Genomic DNA, 21,083 nt, shown 5'->3' with positions numbered 1-21,083 from the left:
AAAGATTCACTTTACAAATCTGTTTCTGATTTTTCCGATCTTCTCAATCTCAACTTCAACAACATCTCCATCAGATAGCCACACCCTTTTCTCCTCAGGAAAGCCTGCAATTACGCCGTCTGGTGTGCCCGTAGATATGACGTCCCCAGGTTCAAGTTTCATGTACTGAGATATATAGCTTATAAGATTCTTGCAGGAAAAAATCATGTTTGATGTATTGGAATTCTGCCTTATTTCACCATTGACAGTTGTCTTTATGGAGAGTTTTTGTGGTTCTGGTATTTCATCAGCTGTAACTATACATGGACCGGTTGGGAAGAATTTTTCACATGTTTTCCCAAGAAGCCACTGTGAGGTCTTACGCTGAAGATCCCTTGCAGAGACATCGTTTCCTACGAAGTAACCAAAGACATGCCCCAAAGCCTGGTTTTCAGGAACCATGTATGCCTCCTTGCCGATTATTAAGCCAAGCTCTCCCTCGTAATCCACCTGGTTTGAGTTAACAGGTAGGGGGATGTCCTCCTCATGTCCGGCAATGGAGTTTGTGAATTTGCTAAATATAACCGGGAATTCAGGAGGTTTGTCATTTGTCTCCTCTATGTGGCTCTTGTAGTTGAGTCCAATACACAGTATTTTCCCAGGTTTTCCAATCGCAGGAGCATATCTGAACTCACCCTCCTTCAGTGTCTTCAGTTCCGGTCCCCTGATGTTTATTTCAGTTTTCAGGGTTTTGAGATTCTCCCAGTTTCCAAGAAAACTGTTTATCGATTCAGAGTAACCCAATAGATCACTATTGCCCATAAGTGATAAAGGTGCCATACCTTTTTCCGTACTTACAGCCAACTCGGTTCTATTGTTCCAGAAAATTGTGGAAAGTTTCATTATTTGTCATTCTCTTTTTAATAATATGTTTTGTCATATATGATACAGAGCTTAATTATCAGGAATTAATTTTATTTCCGGCAAGATTCCACACCATGGTAACGATATTTTCTGCAGCTGGAATCATTGAAAAGAAGCTTGCAAAGCCATGTATCATTCCCCTGGCCCTTATGCCCGTTGCCTTTACTCCGGAGTTATACAATGTTGACAGGTACATCTCACCCTGATCTCTTAGGGGGTCATGCTCTGCAGTTACTATGATTGTCTCGGGGAGTTCTTTGTGATTCTTTTGAAGAATAGGAGAAAAATAAGGATTGAGGGAATCATTAACGGTATTCATATAAGCGTTTCCAAAAAATTCCATCTGTTTGGAAGTTAGGAAGTATCCTTCACCGTACTCTCTTAGCGATTCAGTGAAGAAATCAGGTCCCAGCACAGGATAGAACAATACCTGAAGTTTTGGGGGAGGTACATTGTTGTCCCTGATCATAAGACAAACAGAGGCGGTGAGATTTCCACCTGCGCTGTCTCCTGCAATTGCAATATTCTGGGGATCTATTTCCAATAATCCTGCGTTTTTTCGAACCCACAAATATGACTGATATGCATCTTCTACTGCCGCAGGGAACTTATGTTCAGGTGCAAGCCTGTATTCCACAGATAAAACTTTGCAGCCAGATGAATTGGCAATTTTCCTGCATAGTGGATCAAAAGATTTTATATTGCCGAAGACAAAACCTCCGCCATGAAGATAAATTATAAGGCCTTTTCCGGCATTTTTTGGAATGTAGAATCTCAAGGGAATTTCAAAACCGTCATGAATGAATGACATGTCCTTGACCGCAAGAACATCTTCGATTTTTGTTGGAAGAGGGTTCTCATCCATCATTTTCCTGATCTCCTTTATATCCATTTTTTCATAGTCAAATTCTCCCAATGAATTCATCATTTCAATAATCTTTTTTATATCTGGATCTACAACCATGATTATCACATTAGCATTGAATAAAGATTTAAAAGTTTATGCAGGCCTCATTTAAAAAGGCATTACGATTATTAAATAAAAAAGTATAAAAATGCATTAACTCAGAAAACAAGCGGCACATAGTCGTCGTTTACAAGTGCTGCCAGTCTTTCGCCACCGGGTTTGAGTTCCACACCTCTCTTGATAATTGGATCGGATATGTTCATTTGCTCTGCAATAAATTTGCAGGCCGAATCTATGTTATGGTTTTTAATGAGAAAATCTATATTATCCTTTATTTCAGGGTTCTCATCAAGAAGTAGTTTCTCACTTGGTCCCTGAAGAATTACCTTTACATCTTGGAATCTCTTAAATTCTGCTGATCTTCTGGCAACCATTAAGGCCATTCTTGCTCTATCCATTTCTCCCGTTATTATATAAAATACTGTTTTTTTCATTTCCATTATGGCATATTCTTTAAAGGCTTAAAACTTTGATGCTATTCACCTTTAAACATCATTACCATATGGATTTTCTTTATGAACATTTAAGGATTATATACTTCACTGACCGTTTTCTTTCAACTCTTTTAGAAATTTGGCATATTCTCTGTCGTTGAACTCAAAAATAACCGGACCGACGTATCCGCACTGATTACATTTATATTTCCCTGTAATGAAGCCGACTTCAAAAACCAGGTTTTCTGATCCACAACCTGGGCATGCCTTGTGAATTCTCCCAGTATCCGGAAATGATCTTTTTGATCCTTTGTTGGATCCATTTCTGTTTGCATTTTTATCTGGTAAATAGTCACTCAAACCCATCACTCAACTTTTAAAATTTATGCTTATGGGATAATTGTTTTTATGCCTTTATTGATTAAAAACTTTCCCATGAATCTTTTGTAAAATCTCTATCTGATCAAGTTGTTTCAATCAAAGCCCTTCTGTTGAAAATTTTGTTGACAATCACCATGATATCCTGAATAGTGACGCAGCCATAATGGAAGGAAGCACTTTAGGCAATGATGGAGGGCCTGTTCTATCGCTGGTTGTTAAAAGACTTCTCTATGCATAATTAAATGAAGAAGTGTCGTCGTCAGATATGCATTCCTCAAATGCTGCAATTGTTCCCAATTCTGCATGGAATTTAATTCTGGCTGATGGAAGGCTATACGAAGGATCCATGGGTAAAATACCTGGCTTTTATAAAAAACTCAGGCCTCTGACAGAGATAGAGAAAATGATTCTCTAGGAATGCCCTTTCAATGTGCAAGAGTACATGGGATCATTTGGGCTTAAATATCTCAGAAATGAGAATAGAGATGATCTGGTAATGGCCCTATTCGGAAACCCAACTTTCAATGTTGACGGCTTAATGGCAGATTATACCTGAGAAGGCAGTAAAACGGTAATTCCCACAAAAACAATTGCCAACATGGATTTTCACCTGGTGCTTATCGGGACCCTAAGGAAATTTTCACCATTTTGAGAAATCTTTAAGGGACACGAGATTCAAGGGAGAAATTATTCCAATAAGTCTTAAATACCATGTAAGAACTTCAAAAAAATCGGTTCTTGCCATATCTATGATGGCCTCAGCAAAACTGGTTTATGGGAAAAATCCAATTGCCATGATCAACAGACCTGGTACTCAACCCATGGATCTTTTTACCAGGAATCTTGGGATAAAGGAAGCTGTTAGTGCGATAGGCGTCGGAGACCAGCATTCAGGATTGCATTCACCAGGTGAGATGGTAAGCATCGATAATTTCTTCAGAGGGGTGAAACACACATACAGTTTCCTGAAACAATTCACATAGCGGGTCAAATTGTTTCTGCAAATTTTAGAAATGGGTGAAACTGAAAACGTTAAATCAAAACATCATATGCTATCTGGAATTATTATGGGAAAGAGAGTAAACAATGTAGATCTTGAATTATTAAAAGCAAATGCAGCAAAAGCATCAGAAAAAGAGGGGCATTTTGATATTGAAAAACAGATCAATGGAGACTTTCACATGAATGGAAGCCCTATGTTCACTGCTGAACTTATGTCTGAAAATGCAAAATTCATAATGGGTGCAGATGAACCAACTGTTCTCGGCGGTATGGGCATACATGCGACCCCCCTCAATTACCTCATGTTCGGGGTTATGTCCTGTTTTGCCTCCACAGTTGCAATTCAAGCTGCCAGAAAAGGAATCACCCTGGAGAGGTTAAAGGTGAGAGGACATTTATATTATGACATCGGGCCAGTGTTGATGGACTCAGATTATCCCATAATTAAGGCAATGAAGCTGGAAATTGATTCGGACAAAGATCTGCAAGAGGTCATAAAACTTTCAGTAAAGGTTTGTCCTGCACTGTTTGCAATAGCAAATCCCATTAAAACAGAAGTTGTACAGATCTGATCATTTCTGATCATTTATTGGAAGATCAGAGATAACAGCTTAACTTAAATGCCGGGGCCTAAAGTCAACATTGTACTATTGATTCTGGTTTCTTCATAGGCTGTATAATCATTGATTCCTAATGATTAAATATATATGTTCCTATTTTTTAGACTGTTTTCGTATTGGGAATCATGTTTGAATAAATCGACATTCTCAATTTTAGTTGACATCATCAATATATCTAAGGTTTTAGTCTCCTTGGGGTTTATCCGCCTATAAATTACTTTCAACAAAATATGGCAATTAAATATAGATGAGACATTTGCTGTTTTTGATTCCTTCTCTCCCATAATGCTTTTCCTACTGGGTCATTTCAATGTCAGAATAGGATATATCGTTCCGCAGCGATTTACTTTAAATTAAACATTTCACGCAGTCCTTCTGTTTAATGAGGATTCAATTTAATCATCAGAGATAAAAATATTTTATGGGGTTTTATCAATTCACCCCCACTTTTCTTATCTTTTTTAAAGCAATGGTTCCTCCTTTGGTGCATTTGCTATGAGGGATTCCATGTCCCCAACGGGTGTTTTTGGGGCCATAATCTGTGATATGAACCAGAATATAACACCATAGACAATAACAACAAACGCATCCACAGGGAAATGTAGTATCCCCAGACCTCCGGTAGCTATGGAACCAATATAGGAAAGGATGAGTAATCCAATTAAATAGAATGGAATCCATATGGAGTTTCTCAACCCCAGGTTTTTCCATTTAGCCTTATATGCCTGATATAAGAATATTATACTTCCCACAAGCGTTGCCGTAATTGCGTAGAGGGTGGTAGGATATGTGGCCCAGTAAACAAGGAGAGAAGATACAACAAATGCGATGAGAGACCATGCCCTGAAAAAAGGAACCTTAAATGATCTCTCTATGTTTGGGTGCAATCTTCTTATAATTGGTATTGAAGCGGCCACCAGAGCAAAGTTGACAACAGCTGCAACAACAACAAAATTCACCAGAGATTCCCAGCTTGGAAGCGGGATTAGGAATAAATCACCAACAATTGCAACGAGAACTATTGCGTACACCGGCACCCCTCTTTTATCGGTTTTTCCCAGTTTTTCGGGTATTGCCCCCTCTCTGGAGAATCCAAATATGATCCTTGAGCTTCCAGTGAGATAAACACCAAAAGTTCCCAGTGGGGAATATATTGCAAAGAGTAACGCAAGGAATATGAGACCTGAAATTATTAGGGCTGGATCTCCTGTAAGCGAAGCCAGGTTCTCTTTCATTAGATCTGCAAGGGGTGAAGATAGATTAGAAACTGCGCTCCAATCACCAGGAGCAACACCAAGTGAGCTCCAATTCACGGAACCAACTATGACAATGGACATGAGTATGTAGAATATGCTTTGAACTGCAAGTGTTACCCCTATTGCAATTGGCAGATTCCTTTTTGGATTCTTGATCTCACCTGCCATGTCAGCAACCTGCCTGTAACCTCCAAATGAGAACAGTATTCCTGTCGCCGGTATCGCAATAAAAATCCCCTTCCAACCGGTTGATGGTATGAATGATGGAATGGTAAAATTGGATGGGTGAAAGATTAAGAGAGGCACCATTATAATTAGAATTATAACGCTGGCGATCTTTACCCAGGTTAGTGCGCTGTTGAATTTCCCCATCTTTGAAATTCCGGCGAGATTTATGAAAACAAAGATTATTGTGATGAGGATAGAGAGGCCTATACCGTACGGCGTAAGGAAGCCTTTGCTGTAGAGTGCAGGGATGTAATAGGCTGCGTATTCCGAAACGGCAACTGCCTCAATTGGTGGAATCATAACTGCCCATAAAAACAAAGCCCAGCCTGAAAGAAAACCACCATATGTCCCATATGAGTAGTAAGAGATCCTTGCGCTTATTCCTCCACGGGGAGCCATGGATGAGAATTCTGCATATGGAATCGTAACTATAACTATCATTACTGCAGCAATAAGCCATGATATTATTACCGCAGGACCAGCATAGGCAGTACCATAGGCAGCTGCGAATAGAATGCCTGAACCAACTGCACCACCTATCCCAAACAGGGCGGCGTCGAAGAGAGAGAACTTTCTTTTTAATACTGATCCTTTTTCAATATCGACCTCATCAGTCATGTTTGTATTAAGAGAACACCATACTTAATATTTTTGAACCTCTTCAACGTTATGGAGGTAATTTCAATCCACCTGCAACCAGATTGAGGATGGTGTCCCTGTATCTCTAATCTTTGAATCCATAATAATTTTTGAACACTGTCTTGAACTTGTTATTCAGGCCTTCCGCAACAGAGGAATTTATTTCTGATATCATTACCCCAAGAATGCCATATATGCGTCGCTTTATAATCTTTCCCGACTTCTCTATATTTGGCATCCTTAATCTGTATGCCAATGATATCAATTCTATATGATAGCTTTTAGCGATGGCTACATTCACTTGGTCTAATTTATGCAGGAAAATCATGATATGATAAGCATGAGATGTCTGGGGATCAAAGGATTTCACCACATGAGTAGATTCTTCTCTTTCTCTGAGAGATCAGGGGAATTCTTCCACCATTCATATATTATATGCTTGAGCATCTTATTATTTCCTGCTTCCCTCTGCCTTATTCTGTCCCGGGTGACATTCAATGTCCTGATCATGTGGAAATGATCAAAAACTATTGATTACTCATGGAAATACTCTTTAGCACAGGATGTGTACGATGGGTGCATATTCTAGGTTACGCGTTCAATGTTCTTCCCATGGATGGAAGGATGCTTCACCATAAATTTTCCAGATACACTGGAACTTTTTCCTTCTTCTATTGGAATAACCCTGCTATTTTTTATGTCGTAAAAGAGAGGGACGTATACATGATGCTTCTCCATAAAGAATTAGTCTATTTCAGGAACATTAATTTTTAAAAAATTCTTATTCTTCCCAGCCTCCTCCACATAATGTTTGAGAATTCTTCAAACCCCTCCTTCCACTTTTAGGAAAAGTTCCTTCCATCTGTGGAAATGCGCCACAGATTCACTATGCTTCCTCCACAGTTCTGCAATGTTTGTTGCTTTGAACGATTCCAGTACTATCTGTTCCTTCACCTGAATTGTGAATTTCTCAGGCCCTTTATGCACCACTCCCTCCGGGATTTAGGAGGAAATTTGTAAAACACATCTGGAATCACCCTATATCTCTCCAGCAGTAAAATATATCTCTCGTAAGTGTCTAATAAATAAGGGTAGCACATCAAGTTTATATGACAGTGCAATTGGCCTGAAAGCAATTGCATACAACCTAATGGTGATATCCAACATTTAATTGAGAAATGGAGTTAGGGAGATAATGACAATCGTCACTTTCTAAAACACGAGACACCCGATTATTTAATAATTGTAACTATTGTTACATTTATTGCGAGTTTTATACCTATTTTCATCACCAGTAAGAATATATTTTAATTTTTATATATATTAACATATTCATATTTTAGCAACATAATAAAAAGGATCTATCATAAACCTTCCAAAACCATCAATACATTTAATTGCATAAACCACAAAATATATTCAGTTTGATTTTATAAATAATATATGAACACAGTTTTTAGCAAAGCATTCGATGTTATTGATACCCATACAGAAGGTGAACCTACAAGAATCATGTTCTGGAATGAACCAATCGGGAAATATAAAAACGCCCTTGAATTAAGAGAAAATTTTAAAAGAGAACATGACAATGTTAGGAAACTCCTGATGCTTGAACCGCGAGGACATATTGACCAATTTGGAGCAATAATCTTTCCTCCAATTTCAGAAGAAAATGATTATACACTTTTATATATCACCAATGACGGGTATCTGGATATGTGTGGACACGCAACTATTGGTGTCAGCACTGTTTTAGCATCCCTGGGGTATGTCAAAGTTTCTGAACCTGAAACAGTCATAAGGTATGATACTGTATCAGGGAATGTTGAAGCACATGTGCATATAAATAATAATAATGTAGAATCGGTCTCAATAATAGATGTGAATTCCTATTATGTGGGTAATGGAAACATAGACATAGAAGGTAAAAGAATAAGGGTTGACATTGCATATGGGGGGAACTATTATGCCATAGTTAATTCAAAGGACATAAAAATTCCAGTAGAAACTGAAAATATTGAAAATCTTATATCAACGGGAAATGAAATCAGAAAACAAACGTACCATATTATTAAAGATATGGTTCCAGACAATGGAGAAAATCTTTACCCACTTGCCATGATAACTGATGATAAAAAGGAGTACAGGGCTGTTGTGATATTTTCCAATAAAAGCTTTGACAGGTCTCCATGTGGCACAGGTACAGCTGCCAGAGCTGCACTGTTGCATGAGAAAGGAATACTGAAGGAAGGAGATTCTTATGTACACAGATCAATAATAGGAAGCCAGTTCCAGTGCAAGATTATATCCGTAAAAAGAGAGGGAAATAAAAATTTAATAATTCCAGAAATAACAGGAAGTGCCTGGATAACTCAGTTCACAAAGATTGTTGTATCGCCTGATGATCCATTTCAATCTGGATTTATGCCAAAAAAGTGAAAGTTATTCAATAATGTTTAATGTAATGATAAAAATATATCTTGGATATAATTTTAATAAGAGTTTTTGGCGTATGGGACTTTTATGTGTGTAATTTAATCTAACATTTATTTATATTTTTTCATGTGTGATTGCCAGAGGTATTCTGCACTACTTGGATTGAAGGTTTCATGTAAAATGGAGAGATCCCATCTCCATTCAACGAAGAAGACTGTAAAGATATGAATAATTCATTAAAAGGGATGGAAACGCACCTTTCCGGAATGCCAGGGGCAATGCATGAGTATATGACCATCTGCATGAAAGAATATGAAGAGACCTAGAATTTGGTGGAATTCATGGCATTCATCCATGCATTCCATCCTAGAATATCCTGTCAGAAACATGGCATAAGAGAGGCCATGCTTTCATGGACAGAGAGGATATTTAGATTCTCATTGAGATTTGAAACAAGGCCCATAAAAATTCTGCAGAATCTGGATGTTCTCAATTTCACTCATATAACGAAAATATCATGGAAACCGGCATGGAAACCAGCATGGAACACCATTGATCATGCAGTCAAACGGGGAAGAACAAGGAGGATCAACCATCAATCAGTAGTTGGCGTAGATGAGAGGTCTTACAGGAAAAGACATAAGTATATCACACTGGTCTGCGACATGGAAAAGAATGACGTTGATTACATTACATTTGAAAGGAGGATGAAATCACTTGATGAGTATTACCATACGCTGACAGAAAAGCAGATTTCATCAATAACTGCAATTTCAATTGACACGTAAGGCTTTTTCATATCCTTCAATGAGAAACAGGTTACTGATGCAGATTCAAAGATGGTGTTTGATCGGTTCCATGCGATGAAGCATATGGATGAGACGTTTAATGCAATAAGAAAAGATGAGAACAGGGAACTGTTGAAGTCTGGTGTGATGGACCTCAATGGAACAATGTATATATGGCTGTATTCAGGGGAAAATCGCCAGAGAAATAAAGGGAAAGAGATACAACAGGATCAGGTATTCTGATCTTAAGACTGGAAAAGCATATTACATGAAGGAGAACATAAGGAATCTCTGGACATTGCCCTTTGTGAAAGATGGGGGAAATACTGGGAGACCTGCTATAACTGTATCATCCACTCATCCATAGATTCAATGAAGTATGTTGCAAGGATGATGAAGGTTCATATAGGGAGAACTGAACTATTTTGTTCAGAGGATCACAAAGGAACGTGCCTAATGGATCAACTCCAGGATCTATCTAATAGAGAAGATGGCATTATGGTACAGAAACATGGAACACCTGAAGACTGTAATATATTTCAGATGCTGGAATTTAAAGATCTACTCATCAACCCACATGAAAGTTCCATGAGACATATTTTTAATATTGTCGTTGGAATAACTGCAAGATCCCCGAGGATAAGTTCATTGTTTATACCGGAATCATTTTTTCTGAGTAAAAGTTCATAGGGGCACTCAATTGTCTGGGATCTTTAACCTTGATTTTGAGAGAAGAATATTCATTAAAATGCCGAAGAGTGAAAGACCAAGCATTATGATAAAAACTCCATTCCAGCCAAGGTCAGATATGAGTGAAGACGTTACCAGTGGACCTATTGCATCAGCTGAGTTGGAAATGAGGCCCATCCCAAAAGCACCAGCACTGACTATTGCCAGTGGAAATATGTTTCCAGGAAGAGCCCAGTAATTTGGTGGAAACATCATTAGAAAACCATTAATCACCGCGGCAAAAACAAGATCATAAAAAGAAAAACGACCAATAGTGATCATTAGAATTATGCCTGCTGCCATGAGAATGTCCGCAATGGTCATAATTAAAAGTCTTGAATTCAAAATATCACGATTAGATGTTTTTCCTTTTGAAAGATGATCGCCCAGAACAGATCCAATAAAGGCTGCAATAAAACCTGACAGCCCCCATGCCACTATGAGGGTTCCTGTTAGCCCTGTGGAATATCCCAGATGATAAGAGTATGAAGAAAGATATCCCCCTATGCTGAATAGCACCCAGCTCAATGGAAGCTGAATCAATCCCATAATTATGACCAGGGGATTCTTAAGTGCATTGGCATGTTTCGATCCTTCTGCCCGGGCAATTGCTTTCCTCTGTGATTTTGAATCCTTTGCAAATATGAGATATAAAGCAGCCCCTGCCACCATTATGATACCGGTAATGTAGTAAGATTGTTGCCATGTGAATGATTTCAAGATTTCAGATAAAAGGCCACCAGCAGCGCTTCCCAGGCTTATCGCCCCAAGCGCGAATGCCAGGGATCGCGCCCTTTCGTCTGGAGGAAACCACCCCTCCAGTTGTATAGAGAAAAGTGCTAGCATCATGATCATTAGACCCTGGAGGAAACGCAATGCAATCAGGATGATGAGATTATAAAAAACAGGTATCAGGAACTGCGGAACTATAAGGAATATCTGAGCAACCAATACCCCTGTCTTGAGGTGTGTATCAAATATTCCCCCATGCCCCAGAAAAAAAGCAACAAAAAGTCCTATAGAAAAAGAATCGATTCCCAGAACAGTTAATGTGCTGGAACCGATACTGAAAGAAGATGCCATCTTTGCGGAAAGAATTCCAAAGGAAGTCAGCGAAATGAAACTTGTTGTCATTAAAAGGCCGGCCAATCCTGCCATAACCCACCTGTATGGAGATTTTTCCTCAGGAGTCAGTGATATATTATTTGACAACTGTTTTGCATATGCCCAACATATTTAATGATATTGAGCAGGAAAGCCCCTTCCAGAGGGTAGAGGATGAAAGCGGAATCCGCGCATGTGGAGATTCCACCAGCAACCTTTGAAGCAGAATGCCCCTTTAGTGAGAGATTAGGTGTCAATAACTGTTAATCGCCATTACATGGCAAAGATTCTTTCATCCACGCTAACTTATAAATAAAACATTAATTTTCCCCCGCATATTTTGGCTGTCTGCAACCGAAAACAACTGAACGCATGCAGGGTAATTTTATAAGGAGTTCTTCTTTTTATGTATTCATGCCAGAACCAGAATCTGAGGATCAGGGCAATAGAGTCATGGTCACCGGCTTTGACGATATAATTTATCAGTTCGAGAAGTACACAAAAACATCATCCACAATAACTCTATCAAACAGTATTGGATACAGTGAAAGTTGGGATGCAGCCAGGAATGGAGACGAGATAGTTTATGGAACTGAATCCAGACAGAATCAAATCTTCAGATCGCACCTGCTTGATTTTATTTTGGGATCTAAGATTGTATCAATTATACTTAGAAGTTTCACGGATGTTAAGGACAGGAAAACAGGGTGGCCGTATAAGGAACTCCGCGGTTACTACATAACTCATAAAAAACACAATGGAAATGAGAGGATCATCATAAGACAGCTTACTGCACAGGAAATGTTCAGCGCAAGCAACACGGATTACAGGACAGGGGAAATCCTGAAACCTGAGGACTCTGTTATTTACTGTGACAGTCAACGATGCATAGATTCTGATCAGAAACCTGTTATGATCATAGGGCTACTCAACATCAATGAAGAAGATGACTAAGCCTTTTGTTGTTGAATATCCAGATATGGGGTTAGAAATGACAATCCTAAACGCATAAAAATAAAGATGGCAGAAATATTTGGGAGTTTGTATCATATTTTAAAAAATAAATTAATGGATTAATTCATCACGAACCCCACACTGGGTGTGAATATCTTCGAGTTGAGGTTCAGATCCTGATTCAGGTTAAAGTCTATTACTATGCCTGTGGTTGAATGAGAGCTCACAGTGAATGGGTGATTTATAAATGCGAACTTTGATGCCAGTGTGAAAGTAACATTTGAACCCAGAACCTCAACTTTAACGTTGTTTATGAACAGCCTTATTGTTGTATATGTTCCGGAATGAAGTGTTATGTTGGTAAGCAGAGATGCATTTGTTGTTTTCAGGCCAAGTATGTTTATTGTGGTGGAAGGGACCGTGTAGTTGGTCCATCCAGATGTGTTGCTGTGCATTTCAACTGCACTGAATGAGATATAAACCCCTGTCACTCCGCTTAGCATAGGAGCATCGGCAACATAAACTGCCATATGGCCATCCGATGTTGTATTTTTGTAGTAGAGGAAACCTCCAATACCTGCCGCTAGTATTACTATTATTACTATTGATATAGCAACTTTAATTGACATATTCATTCATAGATCAGTTGTTTTTAAAATATTTGGTACAAATGATCATTTTTGTAGGAAATTTAGGCTTATCCTTCGTTAAATTATTTTTTTAGACATTCTTTCCAGTATTCTTTTTAGAATCCCTAGAAATTTACAGCAATTTAAGTACACGATCGGATAAATAGTTTAATAAAATTTAGATAGCGTTAATAAAAATATTTAAATATAAAATAATTATGATTAAATAATGTTTATTCAGAATACGATAGATAATAATATAGATGCAAAACCATTTTTAAAATGGGCAGGAGGAAAATCACAATTACTTAATGTCTTAAATAAAGAGTTTTCAACAATAATCAATAAAAATTATGTTATTGATAGTTATGTAGAACCATTTATTGGAGGTGGTTCTCTATTTTTCTTTTTAAAATCAAAATATAAAATAAACAAATCATATTTATTTGATATAAATTCTGATTTAGTATTATCATATAATGTAATAAAAAATTATCCTTATGATTTAATAGAAACATTATCTAATATCAAAAATGATTATAATAAAAGTAATAATAAAAAAGATTTTTATTATAATATAAGAGAAAAATTTAATATTCAGGGAAAAAATTTTTCTTATGATAAAGAAAATTCTATATTAAGAACTTCATATTTGATTTTCCTTAACAAAACATGTTTTAATGGACTATTTCGACAAAATAATAAAGGTGAATTTAACGTTCCATATAGTAAGTATAAAAATCCTGAAATTTTTAATATAGATAACATTTTAAAAGTAAATAAAGCACTAAAAGATGCAGAAATAATAAATAATGATTTTGAAAAATCATTAGATTATATAAATAAAAATACAATTGTTTATTTTGATCCACCATACAGACCATTAAATAAGACATCAAATTTTTCATCTTATTCAAAATATGGATTCAATGAAAATGATCAATTAAGATTATATGATTTTATAAACAAAATAAATGATAAAGGTGCTTATATAATTTTAAGTAATTCTGATCCTAAAAATGAAAATAATAATGATAATTTCTTTGATGAATTATATAAAAATTATACTATAAAAAGAGTAAATTCTAGAAGGGTTATAAATAGTAATGGAAATAAAAGAGGAAATATAAAGGAATTAATAATAACAAATTTTTAAAATATATTTTTCAATAAATTTATCATTTTTGTATTTATAACATAATCAAATTTATTTATATTTTCAATCATTTTATTTTTATTTGTTAACCGGTAATATCCATCTGTAACCATACAAATTGTATATTATTTTTTATATAAGTATCATTCATTGGTATATAACTTTCCATTATTGAAATAGGCTTGCTTCCATTTGTATTATAAAAATTTGATTCTATAACAATATATGGAATATTATCTTTATAAATTATAAAATCGTGTATTTTATCCTTTAAAATTTTAGTTCTTGCTTGTTTTTTTATTGTATATTTTTTATTATCAATAATGCTTTTAAGTTTTTTGTATATAATTTTTTCGTATATTGTTCCGCTTCTGTTTTTTTTGCATTTGAATCCATTCCTACCTGCACACCAAAAAAATATGCATATAAATCTGATGTTAAATCAAAAATATTTAAAATTCCGGTTTTATCACAAAATTTAACAATTTTATGGATATTTTCATTATCGTTATTTCTGATAGTGTACAGATTTTGCTGTAAATTTAAAACGGTCTTGTATAATTATGTTGAAGGTGATAAAAATACAAGACCAAGAAGTAATAATGCAAGGACTCATAAATAGTTACTTATATGACGGAAAAGAAGGAAAAAAGAAATTCATTACATGGGTTTTAAACAATGTAATGGATGAAGAGGCTAATCAGATGATAAAGGCTGAATTGTATGAAAGATCTGAGAATAGAAAAGCATATAGAAATAAAAAGAAGAAGATCACTGAATACAATTGACGGAAGAATAATATTAGAAAAACCACAGATAAGGGAATTTCTTTTAAAAAAAGTATTTGAAAGATATTCAAGAATAGAAGAAGCAATGAAATCAGTAATATCAGTAATATTAGAATCTTATATTAATGGTGTATCTACAAGGAATGTTAAGAAAGTAATAGAATCATTAGGTGTTAGTAATATATGGGCATCATATGTATCTTCATTAACATCTAAAATTGATATAAAGGTAAAGGAATTCTTGGAAAAGAAAATAGCATCAGAATTTAAATTTTTATAATATAGATGCTACTTACTTTAAGATAAGGGAAGATTCAAAATATAAAAACAAAGCATTATATGTTAATAGAATAAGCAATGAAGGCTATAGAGAGATATTATCATTTAAATATTATCATTTAAATTTTCAAATTATATGATTCTCAATCATACATTCAATGGGAATCATTCTTTGATGATCTGAAACTAAGGGGATTAAACAATATAGAGATGGTAATATCAGATAAGCATAAGGGCATAAGGAAAGCAGTAACTAAATCATTCATAGGTTCATCATGGCAATATTGCCATGTACATTTTATGAGGAATATAATGAAATTAATACCTAAAAACAGATATGATGATGTATCATTGATAATAAAAAAGGTTTAGATAATGAATATTTAATATCAACAGCGCAGGATAAATTAATAGAGAATGGACTTAATAAAGCAAGTGATATGTTTGAGAAATACCATGATTCTTTATACAATTATCTTTATTATCCTAAAAATATGCAAAAGAGGTTAAGAACAACTAATGTAATAGAAAAATAATAGAAAGATTAAATGAAAGAATTCAAGAGACGAACTATAAAAATAAGGGATTTCCATGAGATAATTCTGTACTTAGATTAGTATATTCAATTATAATGGATATAAATGAGGAATGGTTAACAAGAAAATATATAAATATGGAAATAATGTAATTTTGTATAAGACCATTTCAAATTTACAGCAATTTATGTACACTATCTATTAAATTTTTACCTTATCAATTTTTGCAATTAATTTTATCTTTTTTACCATCTAGTTTTATATTTTTTATTTTTTATTTTATCCATTTTATACTTTTATTTTTTACTTTTGCTAATTTTATATTAGAAGTGGTATAGTTAATCCAGTTATATGATTTATAGTTTATTATTTATATATTAATTGTAAATATCACAAAATAAGAAGTTGTTATCTATATCCCCAAATGTTAAATGGGCTTGGCCGGATTTGAACCGGCGGCCTCCGCTGTGTGAGAGCGACGTCATAACCGCTAGACCACAAGCCCATAACCACTGATCGTTTAAGTTTTAATAAATAGTTTGATCAGTCAATGTCAAAAGATCAGCACTTTCCTTCTTTTATTACGTCAGCGAATAGTGTTACATAACCTGTATCTGCCACTGCCGTAGCAGATTTGAACACCGATGGATTTGGGCTGTAGCCAGTAAGGGTTGTACCTGTCTGCTGATCCCAGTCCGTTACCTGAGTCTGGTCGTATTCTATGCAGTATTCTGCCGAAGGTTTTACCGAAACAATACTTGCAGAGAAACCGCTTGGTTGGAAAGATTCGGAAAAACCGCCCTCTAGCATTGACCATTCCTGACCGGGAGAAAGGGTAAAAATGAAGCATACTATCTTCTTTCCGTCCTTAAATTCTGCAATGCAAAGCGGAGCTGAGTTATTGGCTGTCCCTTTGTCTGGAAGGGGAGAAACGGAAACTGCAAATTTTTCATTGAACTGAGGATTATTAATATATACTGGCCAGAAGGCGTTTCCAAAATAGTATGAGTTACGAAAAAGGAGGAATGATTTTGTAGTTGTGAAGTAATTTTTAAAAGACCATTTTACAGTTCCTTGCGTTACGTTATACCATGCCCATGAAACATTTACATTTTCGCTGTTTATTCTAATTTCATCGGTTAAGAGTATTCCACCATGGAATCTTTTCATCAATGAATGTAGATTATTTTTAGATAAATTCTTATCGGTTCAAATTTGTTTGAAGAGAAATAGAATGTTATTTAAAAAAAGAGGCAGGTTTTTTTAAAATAAATATTAAACGAATACATTTTCTTGGATTTCTAAAAGTTTAAGATATAATTTTCACTTTCACCTTGTCCTGGTAAATAGTATACGTGATTCATGAACATATATGACGAAACAGGACTAAAAATTGCTTATCCATGGGCCTCGGATACAGTATATGGCGTGTCACCTTGCAGTGAATATCCGATCAGCGGAAAGCAAAAAACTCCCCAGTGGGTCAGTGGAATCCTGAAACGTGATTGATTCCCGTTAAACTGGGGAAAAGTGAATATTAAGGGGAATATTATGGATTCAACTCAAGAGAATATCAGAGTTCAGAGCGATGACTTGTCTTATGTTGTAGGCTTTGTCAAATCAAAGGTCAACACCTACGATATTCAGGCAGGTCCAATGGACATTAAATTCTATTACTTTGAGAGCGACAACCCCAACATAGAGAAAGCTTTCGATGAAATAAGGACTGAACTTGTTGATAGGGGTTATATACCTTTTCTTTCACATGATGGAGAAAATTTCATCGGCGTGACCAGAAAACCCAATGTGAAATACAGGGGAACAATTGTAAATATAGTAATGCTTGCGCTTACACTGGCTTCAACAATATATGTTGGATCAGTTTATTCAGCTGCATTTGTTGCCCCTTCCCCAAATGCCGAGTACATTAGACTGTTGTACGGACTTGTGTTTTTCTCGCTCCCGTTAATGGGCATACTGGGAATTCACGAACTGGGCCATTTCATTGTTGCCAAAAGGCATCATGTAAAAGCCTCACTGCCGTTCTTCATACCTTTCCCTGTGGGTCTTGGAACATTTGGAGCATTTATATCGCTCAGAGATCCAATACCCAACAGAAGAGCCATGACAGAAATAGGGGCAGCAGGGCCAATATTTGGCTTTCTCACCGCTCTTCCACTGATCTTCGTTGCACATTATGTAGGGACTCTTTTCCATCCAGTTGCCAATGCGGTTATCCCTTTTCAGATTAGATATCCACTGGTATATAATCTCTTCGGTCTTGTACCCACATCGTCACATCCTATCTTTCCAATGGTATTTGCAGTCTGGGTTGGAATGTTTGCAACAGCAATGAATCTCCTCCCTGTTGGCCAGCTTGACGGTGGTCATGTTCTAAGGGGAGTCATGGGGAGGAGTGCAATATACGTGGATTATGCGTTCCTTGCGTTTCTTTTTGGACTTGGTTTTCTATATACCGGATGGTGGCTTCTTGCCATATTCGTTCTGATTATAGGTATTTCACATCCACCTGCACTTGATGACTATTCCAAACTAAGGCAGAGAGACATTCTCATAGGGGTATTTGCGCTTGCAATGTTTATATTGACCTTTACTCCAATACCTCTTCTGGCATCCTGACAACAATATGCAAAATAATAATAGGGAGCTTTTTCTAATTGTTTCTGGAATAGACAGATGGATGATACATACGGACAATTCCTGGACTACCTGAAGAAAAACAGCAGCAAAATAAGATCTTCCATGATTCTTGATGAGAGCAGTGATCTCAGAAAAAGACTGGAACCCATGTTCCACGAAATGTACCATCATCCGCCCCCCTATAGTTTTAAGCCCTTGAAAGTTGCAGCCACCGACAGCAGTGAATTTATCAGGGAGCTTTATAACGGCAAGAAAATCTTTCTCATAAGGAGCTTTACGAAAATGGGAAACCGTGTGTGGAATCACTTCATCTCTGAGGTAATTGACGTGGATAGAGAAGTTTTGAGAAACTTCACAATACTGCTTATGGAACATTCAGAACACCTGTCAACTCTCAAAATGATGGGGGAAGATAGACCGGATTACATACTTCTTGACGGTTCCCTGGTTGGCAGAATGAGGCACAGGAACCAGAGAATCAAGGCAGAAAATTATGAGGATTTCATGGAAGAGTATTTCGAAACACTTTCGAAACTAGTGGAATCCTGCATAAATAGAAACATTCCGCTGATTTTTGTGGCAAAGAGTTCAGAATCCAGAATACTTAGGGATTTTATAATTAAGAAAGCTTTCCCGGGGGGAGAGGTAAACCATTTGATGACAATGACAGATCATGTGATTGTCAGATCCCTTTCAAAAAGAGTTGGTTTTACTTCCCCCATTAAAATAAGCTTAGGCAATTCCGGATCAAAGGCAGGTAAGAAGATTGGAATTGCAACTTTTCATATAATGCCTCATCTCAGGGATGTGCCTATAAAAATTGATATAGTTTTGCCGGAACTTCAGAATGATCTGCATCAGGAACCGGAGATTGTTCATCTTCAAAGTGATCTAATAGGATTTCTATTCTGGGGTTATTCCGGACTGAAGATTCATAATATCTGGCTTGCAGAGGTTGACAGAAGCGTGAAATTCAATCACAGGGAAATTGAGGATCTTTACATGAAAACATTCGAAAGGGAGGTTGGCATAGAGTTCTATGAGACCAGGGGTGAGAGACGTGCACGAATCAGGATCTGAACTTGGGTATACGGTAGGTGAAAACAGTTCCGAATATTTTCAGTTTGTTTTGAAACCGGGATGCGCCATCAGGAGATGGGAGTATGTGGAGATAAGCTACCCGGATCACTCAATTGTCGGAAGGGTGGAACGTATAGCTTCCAGGAGCGATCTTCTCAAGGATAACCTTGGCTATGAAGGTGTTGAACGCTATGTTAAAAACGACATAAACGAGATTGTGGACATATGCACTGGTTCAACCTTGGGTACGGTGGAAAATGGAAAGCTTACTAAATCCAGGTATCTAATAAGACCGGGCACACTTGTGAAGAGAGCCGGGGTCAAAATACTGACTGAAATTTTCAATCCCCCTGAGGAAGGTGCCCTCAATGTGGGCACCCTTATTGGCAGAGAAGATGTCCGTGTATCGGTGAATGTGAACGGATTGCGAAGACATCTGGCTATTGTTGCCCAGACAGGAGCCGGGAAGAGTCACTCAGCAGGTGTAATAATGGAGGAACTGATGAAGAAGGGTGCTTCTGTCATAGTCCTTGATCCACATGCTGATTACGTCCTCATGCGGCAGGGAGAAGGTGGCAGGTCATACTCTCCATTCATAAGGATATTCAGGACACCACTCAGCACAGGTAGATACTCCCGGGACAATGTTGGAATTGTTGAAGACTTCACCCTCAGATTCTCGGATCTGGAACCTGATGAAATATCCGACATAATGGGCATAAAGGAAAACTGGACAAACCTGAGAAAGATAGTTGAGGATATGCATTCGTCCATGAAGGGACTTAAAGACCTTGAGGATTTCATGATGTCAACAGAGAAAATACCTCCAGAAGACAGGAAGAAGATCTCAGCCAGGATAAGATTCATAAAAAAGATAAAGAGCATATTTTCAACACGAACAACGGGATTAAAGGATTATGTTTCACCAGGACAGCTTTCCATAATGGATCTTTCCGGAATGGATCAGTATCTTGCCAACTACTTTTCTTTCAGAGTGATAAATGAGATAATGGATGCAAAGGTCTCCTATGACTATGAATATCCAGTTTTCATCTTTATTGAGGAGGCCCATAACTTCATTCCACCCGGAACAAACACAAAAATATCCCAGACCATAAAGAGAATTGCTTCGGAGGGAAGAAAATTTGGAGTATTTCTGGTTGTGATAACACAGAGACCTGGAAAAATTGATCAGGATGTCCTGAGCCAGTGCAATTCCCAGATAATTCTCAGGGTTACCAATCCTCTAGACAAAAAGGCTCTGATGGATTCAGCAGAGAGCATAAGTGATGCAATAATAGAGGACCTTTCTTCTCTTGAAACAGGAGAGGCAATACTTGTAGGGGAATTTGTGAGGATTCCAATTATTGCAAAGATAAGGGAGAGGGAAACAAAGGAAGGTGGGGGAGATGTTGACATTGCATCACTCCTCATCAGAGCCAGAGAGGAGAGAGACAGGAACATCAGCATAGAGGGAGACAGGGAACGTGTGAAAAACATTTTTGGAGGATGA

General features: G+C 36.8%; 22 protein-coding genes, 1 tRNA gene and 4 pseudogenes. 14 read left to right on the top strand and 13 right to left on the bottom strand.

Going from position 1 to position 21,083, the window contains the following annotated elements; all coding sequences use genetic code 11:
- Positions 1–6 precede the first annotated feature (6 nt).
- From OXIME_RS00610 to OXIME_RS00595, 4 genes are all read right to left on the bottom strand, one after another.
- Positions 7–882: a fumarylacetoacetate hydrolase family protein gene (locus OXIME_RS00610; protein ID WP_393971557.1), complete on the bottom strand. Its 876-nt coding sequence runs from the start codon at positions 880–882 to the stop codon at positions 7–9.
- Between the two features lie 58 nt (positions 883–940).
- Positions 941–1,867 (bottom strand): alpha/beta hydrolase, encoded by a 927-nt coding sequence (locus OXIME_RS00605; RefSeq protein WP_393971556.1) that lies wholly within the window; start codon positions 1,865–1,867, stop codon positions 941–943.
- A 101-nt stretch (positions 1,868–1,968) separates the two neighbouring features.
- Complete coding sequence (locus OXIME_RS00600; protein ID WP_393971555.1) at positions 1,969–2,310, bottom strand: hypothetical protein; 342 nt, start codon at positions 2,308–2,310, stop codon at positions 1,969–1,971.
- A 99-nt stretch (positions 2,311–2,409) separates the two neighbouring features.
- The gene (locus tag OXIME_RS00595; protein WP_393971554.1) at positions 2,410–2,664 is read right to left on the bottom strand and encodes a hypothetical protein; all 255 of its coding nucleotides are present in this window, start codon (positions 2,662–2,664) and stop codon (positions 2,410–2,412) included.
- A 271-nt stretch (positions 2,665–2,935) separates the two neighbouring features.
- Here OXIME_RS00595 and OXIME_RS00590 point away from each other — a divergent pair, with 271 nt between their 5' ends.
- The 4 genes from OXIME_RS00590 to OXIME_RS00575 all read left to right on the top strand — a co-directional run bounded on the left by OXIME_RS00590 (position 2,936) and on the right by OXIME_RS00575 (position 4,259).
- The gene (locus OXIME_RS00590; protein WP_393971553.1) at positions 2,936–3,100 is read left to right on the top strand and encodes a hypothetical protein; all 165 of its coding nucleotides are present in this window, start codon (positions 2,936–2,938) and stop codon (positions 3,098–3,100) included.
- A 15-nt stretch (positions 3,101–3,115) separates the two neighbouring features.
- Complete coding sequence (locus OXIME_RS00585; protein ID WP_393971552.1) at positions 3,116–3,241, top strand: hypothetical protein; 126 nt, start codon at positions 3,116–3,118, stop codon at positions 3,239–3,241.
- A gap of 193 nt (positions 3,242–3,434) precedes the next feature.
- Positions 3,435–3,668 (top strand): hypothetical protein, encoded by a 234-nt coding sequence (locus OXIME_RS00580; protein WP_393971551.1) that lies wholly within the window; start codon positions 3,435–3,437, stop codon positions 3,666–3,668.
- Positions 3,669–3,698: 30 nt separating this feature from the next.
- Positions 3,699–4,259, top strand: coding sequence for an OsmC family protein (locus tag OXIME_RS00575; RefSeq protein WP_393971550.1), 561 nt, complete (start codon positions 3,699–3,701; stop codon positions 4,257–4,259).
- A 509-nt stretch (positions 4,260–4,768) separates the two neighbouring features.
- Here the strand turns inward: OXIME_RS00575 and OXIME_RS00570 are convergent.
- The 4 genes and pseudogenes from OXIME_RS00570 to OXIME_RS00555 all read right to left on the bottom strand — a co-directional run bounded on the left by OXIME_RS00570 (position 4,769) and on the right by OXIME_RS00555 (position 7,417).
- Positions 4,769–6,409 (bottom strand): APC family permease, encoded by a 1,641-nt coding sequence (locus OXIME_RS00570; RefSeq protein WP_393971549.1) that lies wholly within the window; start codon positions 6,407–6,409, stop codon positions 4,769–4,771.
- A 106-nt stretch (positions 6,410–6,515) separates the two neighbouring features.
- A pseudogene (locus OXIME_RS00565) lies at positions 6,516–6,940 on the bottom strand (transposase).
- Between the two features lie 75 nt (positions 6,941–7,015).
- Positions 7,016–7,168 carry a hypothetical protein gene (locus OXIME_RS00560; protein WP_393971548.1) on the bottom strand — a complete coding sequence of 51 codons (153 nt, stop codon included), beginning with the start codon at positions 7,166–7,168 and terminating at the stop codon, positions 7,016–7,018.
- A gap of 84 nt (positions 7,169–7,252) precedes the next feature.
- On the bottom strand, positions 7,253–7,417 hold the full coding sequence (locus OXIME_RS00555; RefSeq protein WP_393971547.1) for a hypothetical protein: 165 nt from the start codon (positions 7,415–7,417) through the stop codon (positions 7,253–7,255).
- Positions 7,418–7,873: 456 nt separating this feature from the next.
- Between OXIME_RS00555 and OXIME_RS00550 the strand changes: the two genes are divergently transcribed.
- The 4 genes and pseudogenes from OXIME_RS00550 to OXIME_RS00535 all read left to right on the top strand — a co-directional run bounded on the left by OXIME_RS00550 (position 7,874) and on the right by OXIME_RS00535 (position 10,344).
- On the top strand, positions 7,874–8,869 hold the full coding sequence (locus OXIME_RS00550; protein WP_393971546.1) for a proline racemase family protein: 996 nt from the start codon (positions 7,874–7,876) through the stop codon (positions 8,867–8,869).
- 338 nt (positions 8,870–9,207) lie between these two features.
- A pseudogene (locus OXIME_RS00545) lies at positions 9,208–9,897 on the top strand (transposase).
- Entirely contained in the window at positions 9,812–10,021 is a 210-nt protein-coding gene (locus OXIME_RS00540) for a hypothetical protein (RefSeq protein WP_393972272.1), read from the top strand. The pseudogene OXIME_RS00545 and the gene OXIME_RS00540 overlap by 86 nt, the downstream one beginning before the upstream one ends.
- Before the next feature lie 89 nt (positions 10,022–10,110).
- A complete protein-coding gene (locus tag OXIME_RS00535) occupies positions 10,111–10,344 on the top strand; it encodes a hypothetical protein (RefSeq protein WP_393971545.1) in 234 nt (77 codons plus the stop codon).
- 6 nt (positions 10,345–10,350) lie between these two features.
- On the opposite strand, the gene OXIME_RS00530 is transcribed toward OXIME_RS00535, so the two are convergent.
- Positions 10,351–11,595, bottom strand: coding sequence for a nitrate/nitrite transporter (locus OXIME_RS00530; protein WP_393971544.1), 1,245 nt, complete (start codon positions 11,593–11,595; stop codon positions 10,351–10,353).
- Positions 11,596–11,901: 306 nt separating this feature from the next.
- Between OXIME_RS00530 and OXIME_RS00525 the strand changes: the two genes are divergently transcribed.
- Positions 11,902–12,441, top strand: a complete 540-nt coding sequence (locus tag OXIME_RS00525) for a hypothetical protein (protein ID WP_393971543.1) — start codon at positions 11,902–11,904, stop codon at positions 12,439–12,441.
- A gap of 119 nt (positions 12,442–12,560) precedes the next feature.
- Here OXIME_RS00525 and OXIME_RS00520 read toward each other — a convergent pair whose 3' ends face one another.
- Entirely contained in the window at positions 12,561–13,070 is a 510-nt protein-coding gene (locus tag OXIME_RS00520; protein ID WP_393971542.1) for a DUF4382 domain-containing protein, read from the bottom strand.
- A gap of 229 nt (positions 13,071–13,299) precedes the next feature.
- Here OXIME_RS00520 and OXIME_RS00515 point away from each other — a divergent pair, with 229 nt between their 5' ends.
- The gene (locus tag OXIME_RS00515; protein ID WP_393971541.1) at positions 13,300–14,226 is read left to right on the top strand and encodes a DNA adenine methylase; all 927 of its coding nucleotides are present in this window, start codon (positions 13,300–13,302) and stop codon (positions 14,224–14,226) included.
- A gap of 85 nt (positions 14,227–14,311) precedes the next feature.
- Here OXIME_RS00515 and OXIME_RS00510 read toward each other — a convergent pair.
- Positions 14,312–14,745 (bottom strand): annotated as a pseudogene (locus OXIME_RS00510) (DpnII family type II restriction endonuclease).
- Between the two features lie 62 nt (positions 14,746–14,807).
- On the opposite strand from OXIME_RS00510, the pseudogene OXIME_RS00505 reads away from it, so the two are divergent.
- Positions 14,808–15,981, top strand: a pseudogene (locus OXIME_RS00505) (IS256 family transposase).
- Between the two features lie 280 nt (positions 15,982–16,261).
- On the opposite strand, the gene OXIME_RS00500 reads toward OXIME_RS00505, so the two are convergent.
- Positions 16,262–16,334: transfer RNA gene (locus tag OXIME_RS00500), tRNA-Val, on the bottom strand.
- 56 nt (positions 16,335–16,390) lie between these two features.
- Positions 16,391–16,999 (bottom strand): hypothetical protein, encoded by a 609-nt coding sequence (locus OXIME_RS00495; protein ID WP_393971540.1) that lies wholly within the window; start codon positions 16,997–16,999, stop codon positions 16,391–16,393.
- A 381-nt stretch (positions 17,000–17,380) separates the two neighbouring features.
- On the opposite strand from OXIME_RS00495, the gene OXIME_RS00490 reads away from it, so the two are divergent.
- Genes OXIME_RS00490 through OXIME_RS00480 form a run of 3 tightly spaced genes read left to right on the top strand, consistent with a single transcriptional unit; the run spans position 17,381 to position 21,083 of the window.
- Entirely contained in the window at positions 17,381–18,469 is a 1,089-nt protein-coding gene (locus OXIME_RS00490; RefSeq protein ID WP_393971539.1) for a site-2 protease family protein, read from the top strand.
- Positions 18,470–18,526: 57 nt separating this feature from the next.
- Complete coding sequence (locus tag OXIME_RS00485) at positions 18,527–19,570, top strand: DNA double-strand break repair nuclease NurA (protein WP_393971538.1); 1,044 nt, start codon at positions 18,527–18,529, stop codon at positions 19,568–19,570.
- Positions 19,551–21,083 carry a helicase HerA-like domain-containing protein gene (locus OXIME_RS00480; protein WP_393971537.1) on the top strand — a complete coding sequence of 511 codons (1,533 nt, stop codon included), beginning with the start codon at positions 19,551–19,553 and terminating at the stop codon, positions 21,081–21,083. The genes OXIME_RS00485 and OXIME_RS00480 overlap by 20 nt, the downstream gene beginning before the upstream one ends.

It is taken from the genome of Oxyplasma meridianum, assembly GCF_038024865.1.
In the GTDB taxonomy this organism is placed as follows: domain Archaea; phylum Thermoplasmatota; class Thermoplasmata; order Thermoplasmatales; family Thermoplasmataceae; genus Oxyplasma; species Oxyplasma meridianum.
Note: the sequence above shows the minus strand (reverse complement) of the source record. Positions and strands in the feature narration are given on the sequence as shown.

Bases quoted from the DNA above. Each gene is read 5' to 3' on its own strand.
- OXIME_RS00535 (WP_393971545.1), top strand. From the start codon at position 10,111: ATGGATCAACTCCAGGATCTATCTAATAGAGAAGATGGCATTATGGTA.
- OXIME_RS00605 (WP_393971556.1), bottom strand. From the start codon at position 1,867: ATGGTTGTAGATCCAGATATAAAAAAGATTATTGAAATGATGAATTCA.
- OXIME_RS00600 (WP_393971555.1), bottom strand. From the start codon at position 2,310: ATGGAAATGAAAAAAACAGTATTTTATATAATAACGGGAGAAATGGAT.
- OXIME_RS00575 (WP_393971550.1), top strand. From the start codon at position 3,699: ATGGGTGAAACTGAAAACGTTAAATCAAAACATCATATGCTATCTGGA.
- OXIME_RS00610 (WP_393971557.1), bottom strand. From the start codon at position 882: ATGAAACTTTCCACAATTTTCTGGAACAATAGAACCGAGTTGGCTGTA.
- OXIME_RS00520 (WP_393971542.1), bottom strand. From the start codon at position 13,070: ATGTCAATTAAAGTTGCTATATCAATAGTAATAATAGTAATACTAGCG.
- OXIME_RS00515 (WP_393971541.1), top strand. From the start codon at position 13,300: ATGTTTATTCAGAATACGATAGATAATAATATAGATGCAAAACCATTT.
- OXIME_RS00495 (WP_393971540.1), bottom strand. From the start codon at position 16,999: ATGAAAAGATTCCATGGTGGAATACTCTTAACCGATGAAATTAGAATA.
- OXIME_RS00525 (WP_393971543.1), top strand. From the start codon at position 11,902: ATGCCAGAACCAGAATCTGAGGATCAGGGCAATAGAGTCATGGTCACC.
- OXIME_RS00570 (WP_393971549.1), bottom strand. From the start codon at position 6,409: ATGACTGATGAGGTCGATATTGAAAAAGGATCAGTATTAAAAAGAAAG.
- OXIME_RS00490 (WP_393971539.1), top strand. From the start codon at position 17,381: ATGGATTCAACTCAAGAGAATATCAGAGTTCAGAGCGATGACTTGTCT.
- OXIME_RS00550 (WP_393971546.1), top strand. From the start codon at position 7,874: ATGAACACAGTTTTTAGCAAAGCATTCGATGTTATTGATACCCATACA.
- OXIME_RS00580 (WP_393971551.1), top strand. From the start codon at position 3,435: ATGATGGCCTCAGCAAAACTGGTTTATGGGAAAAATCCAATTGCCATG.
- OXIME_RS00560 (WP_393971548.1), bottom strand. From the start codon at position 7,168: ATGGAGAAGCATCATGTATACGTCCCTCTCTTTTACGACATAAAAAAT.
- OXIME_RS00485 (WP_393971538.1), top strand. From the start codon at position 18,527: ATGGATGATACATACGGACAATTCCTGGACTACCTGAAGAAAAACAGC.
- OXIME_RS00540 (WP_393972272.1), top strand. From the start codon at position 9,812: ATGGAACAATGTATATATGGCTGTATTCAGGGGAAAATCGCCAGAGAA.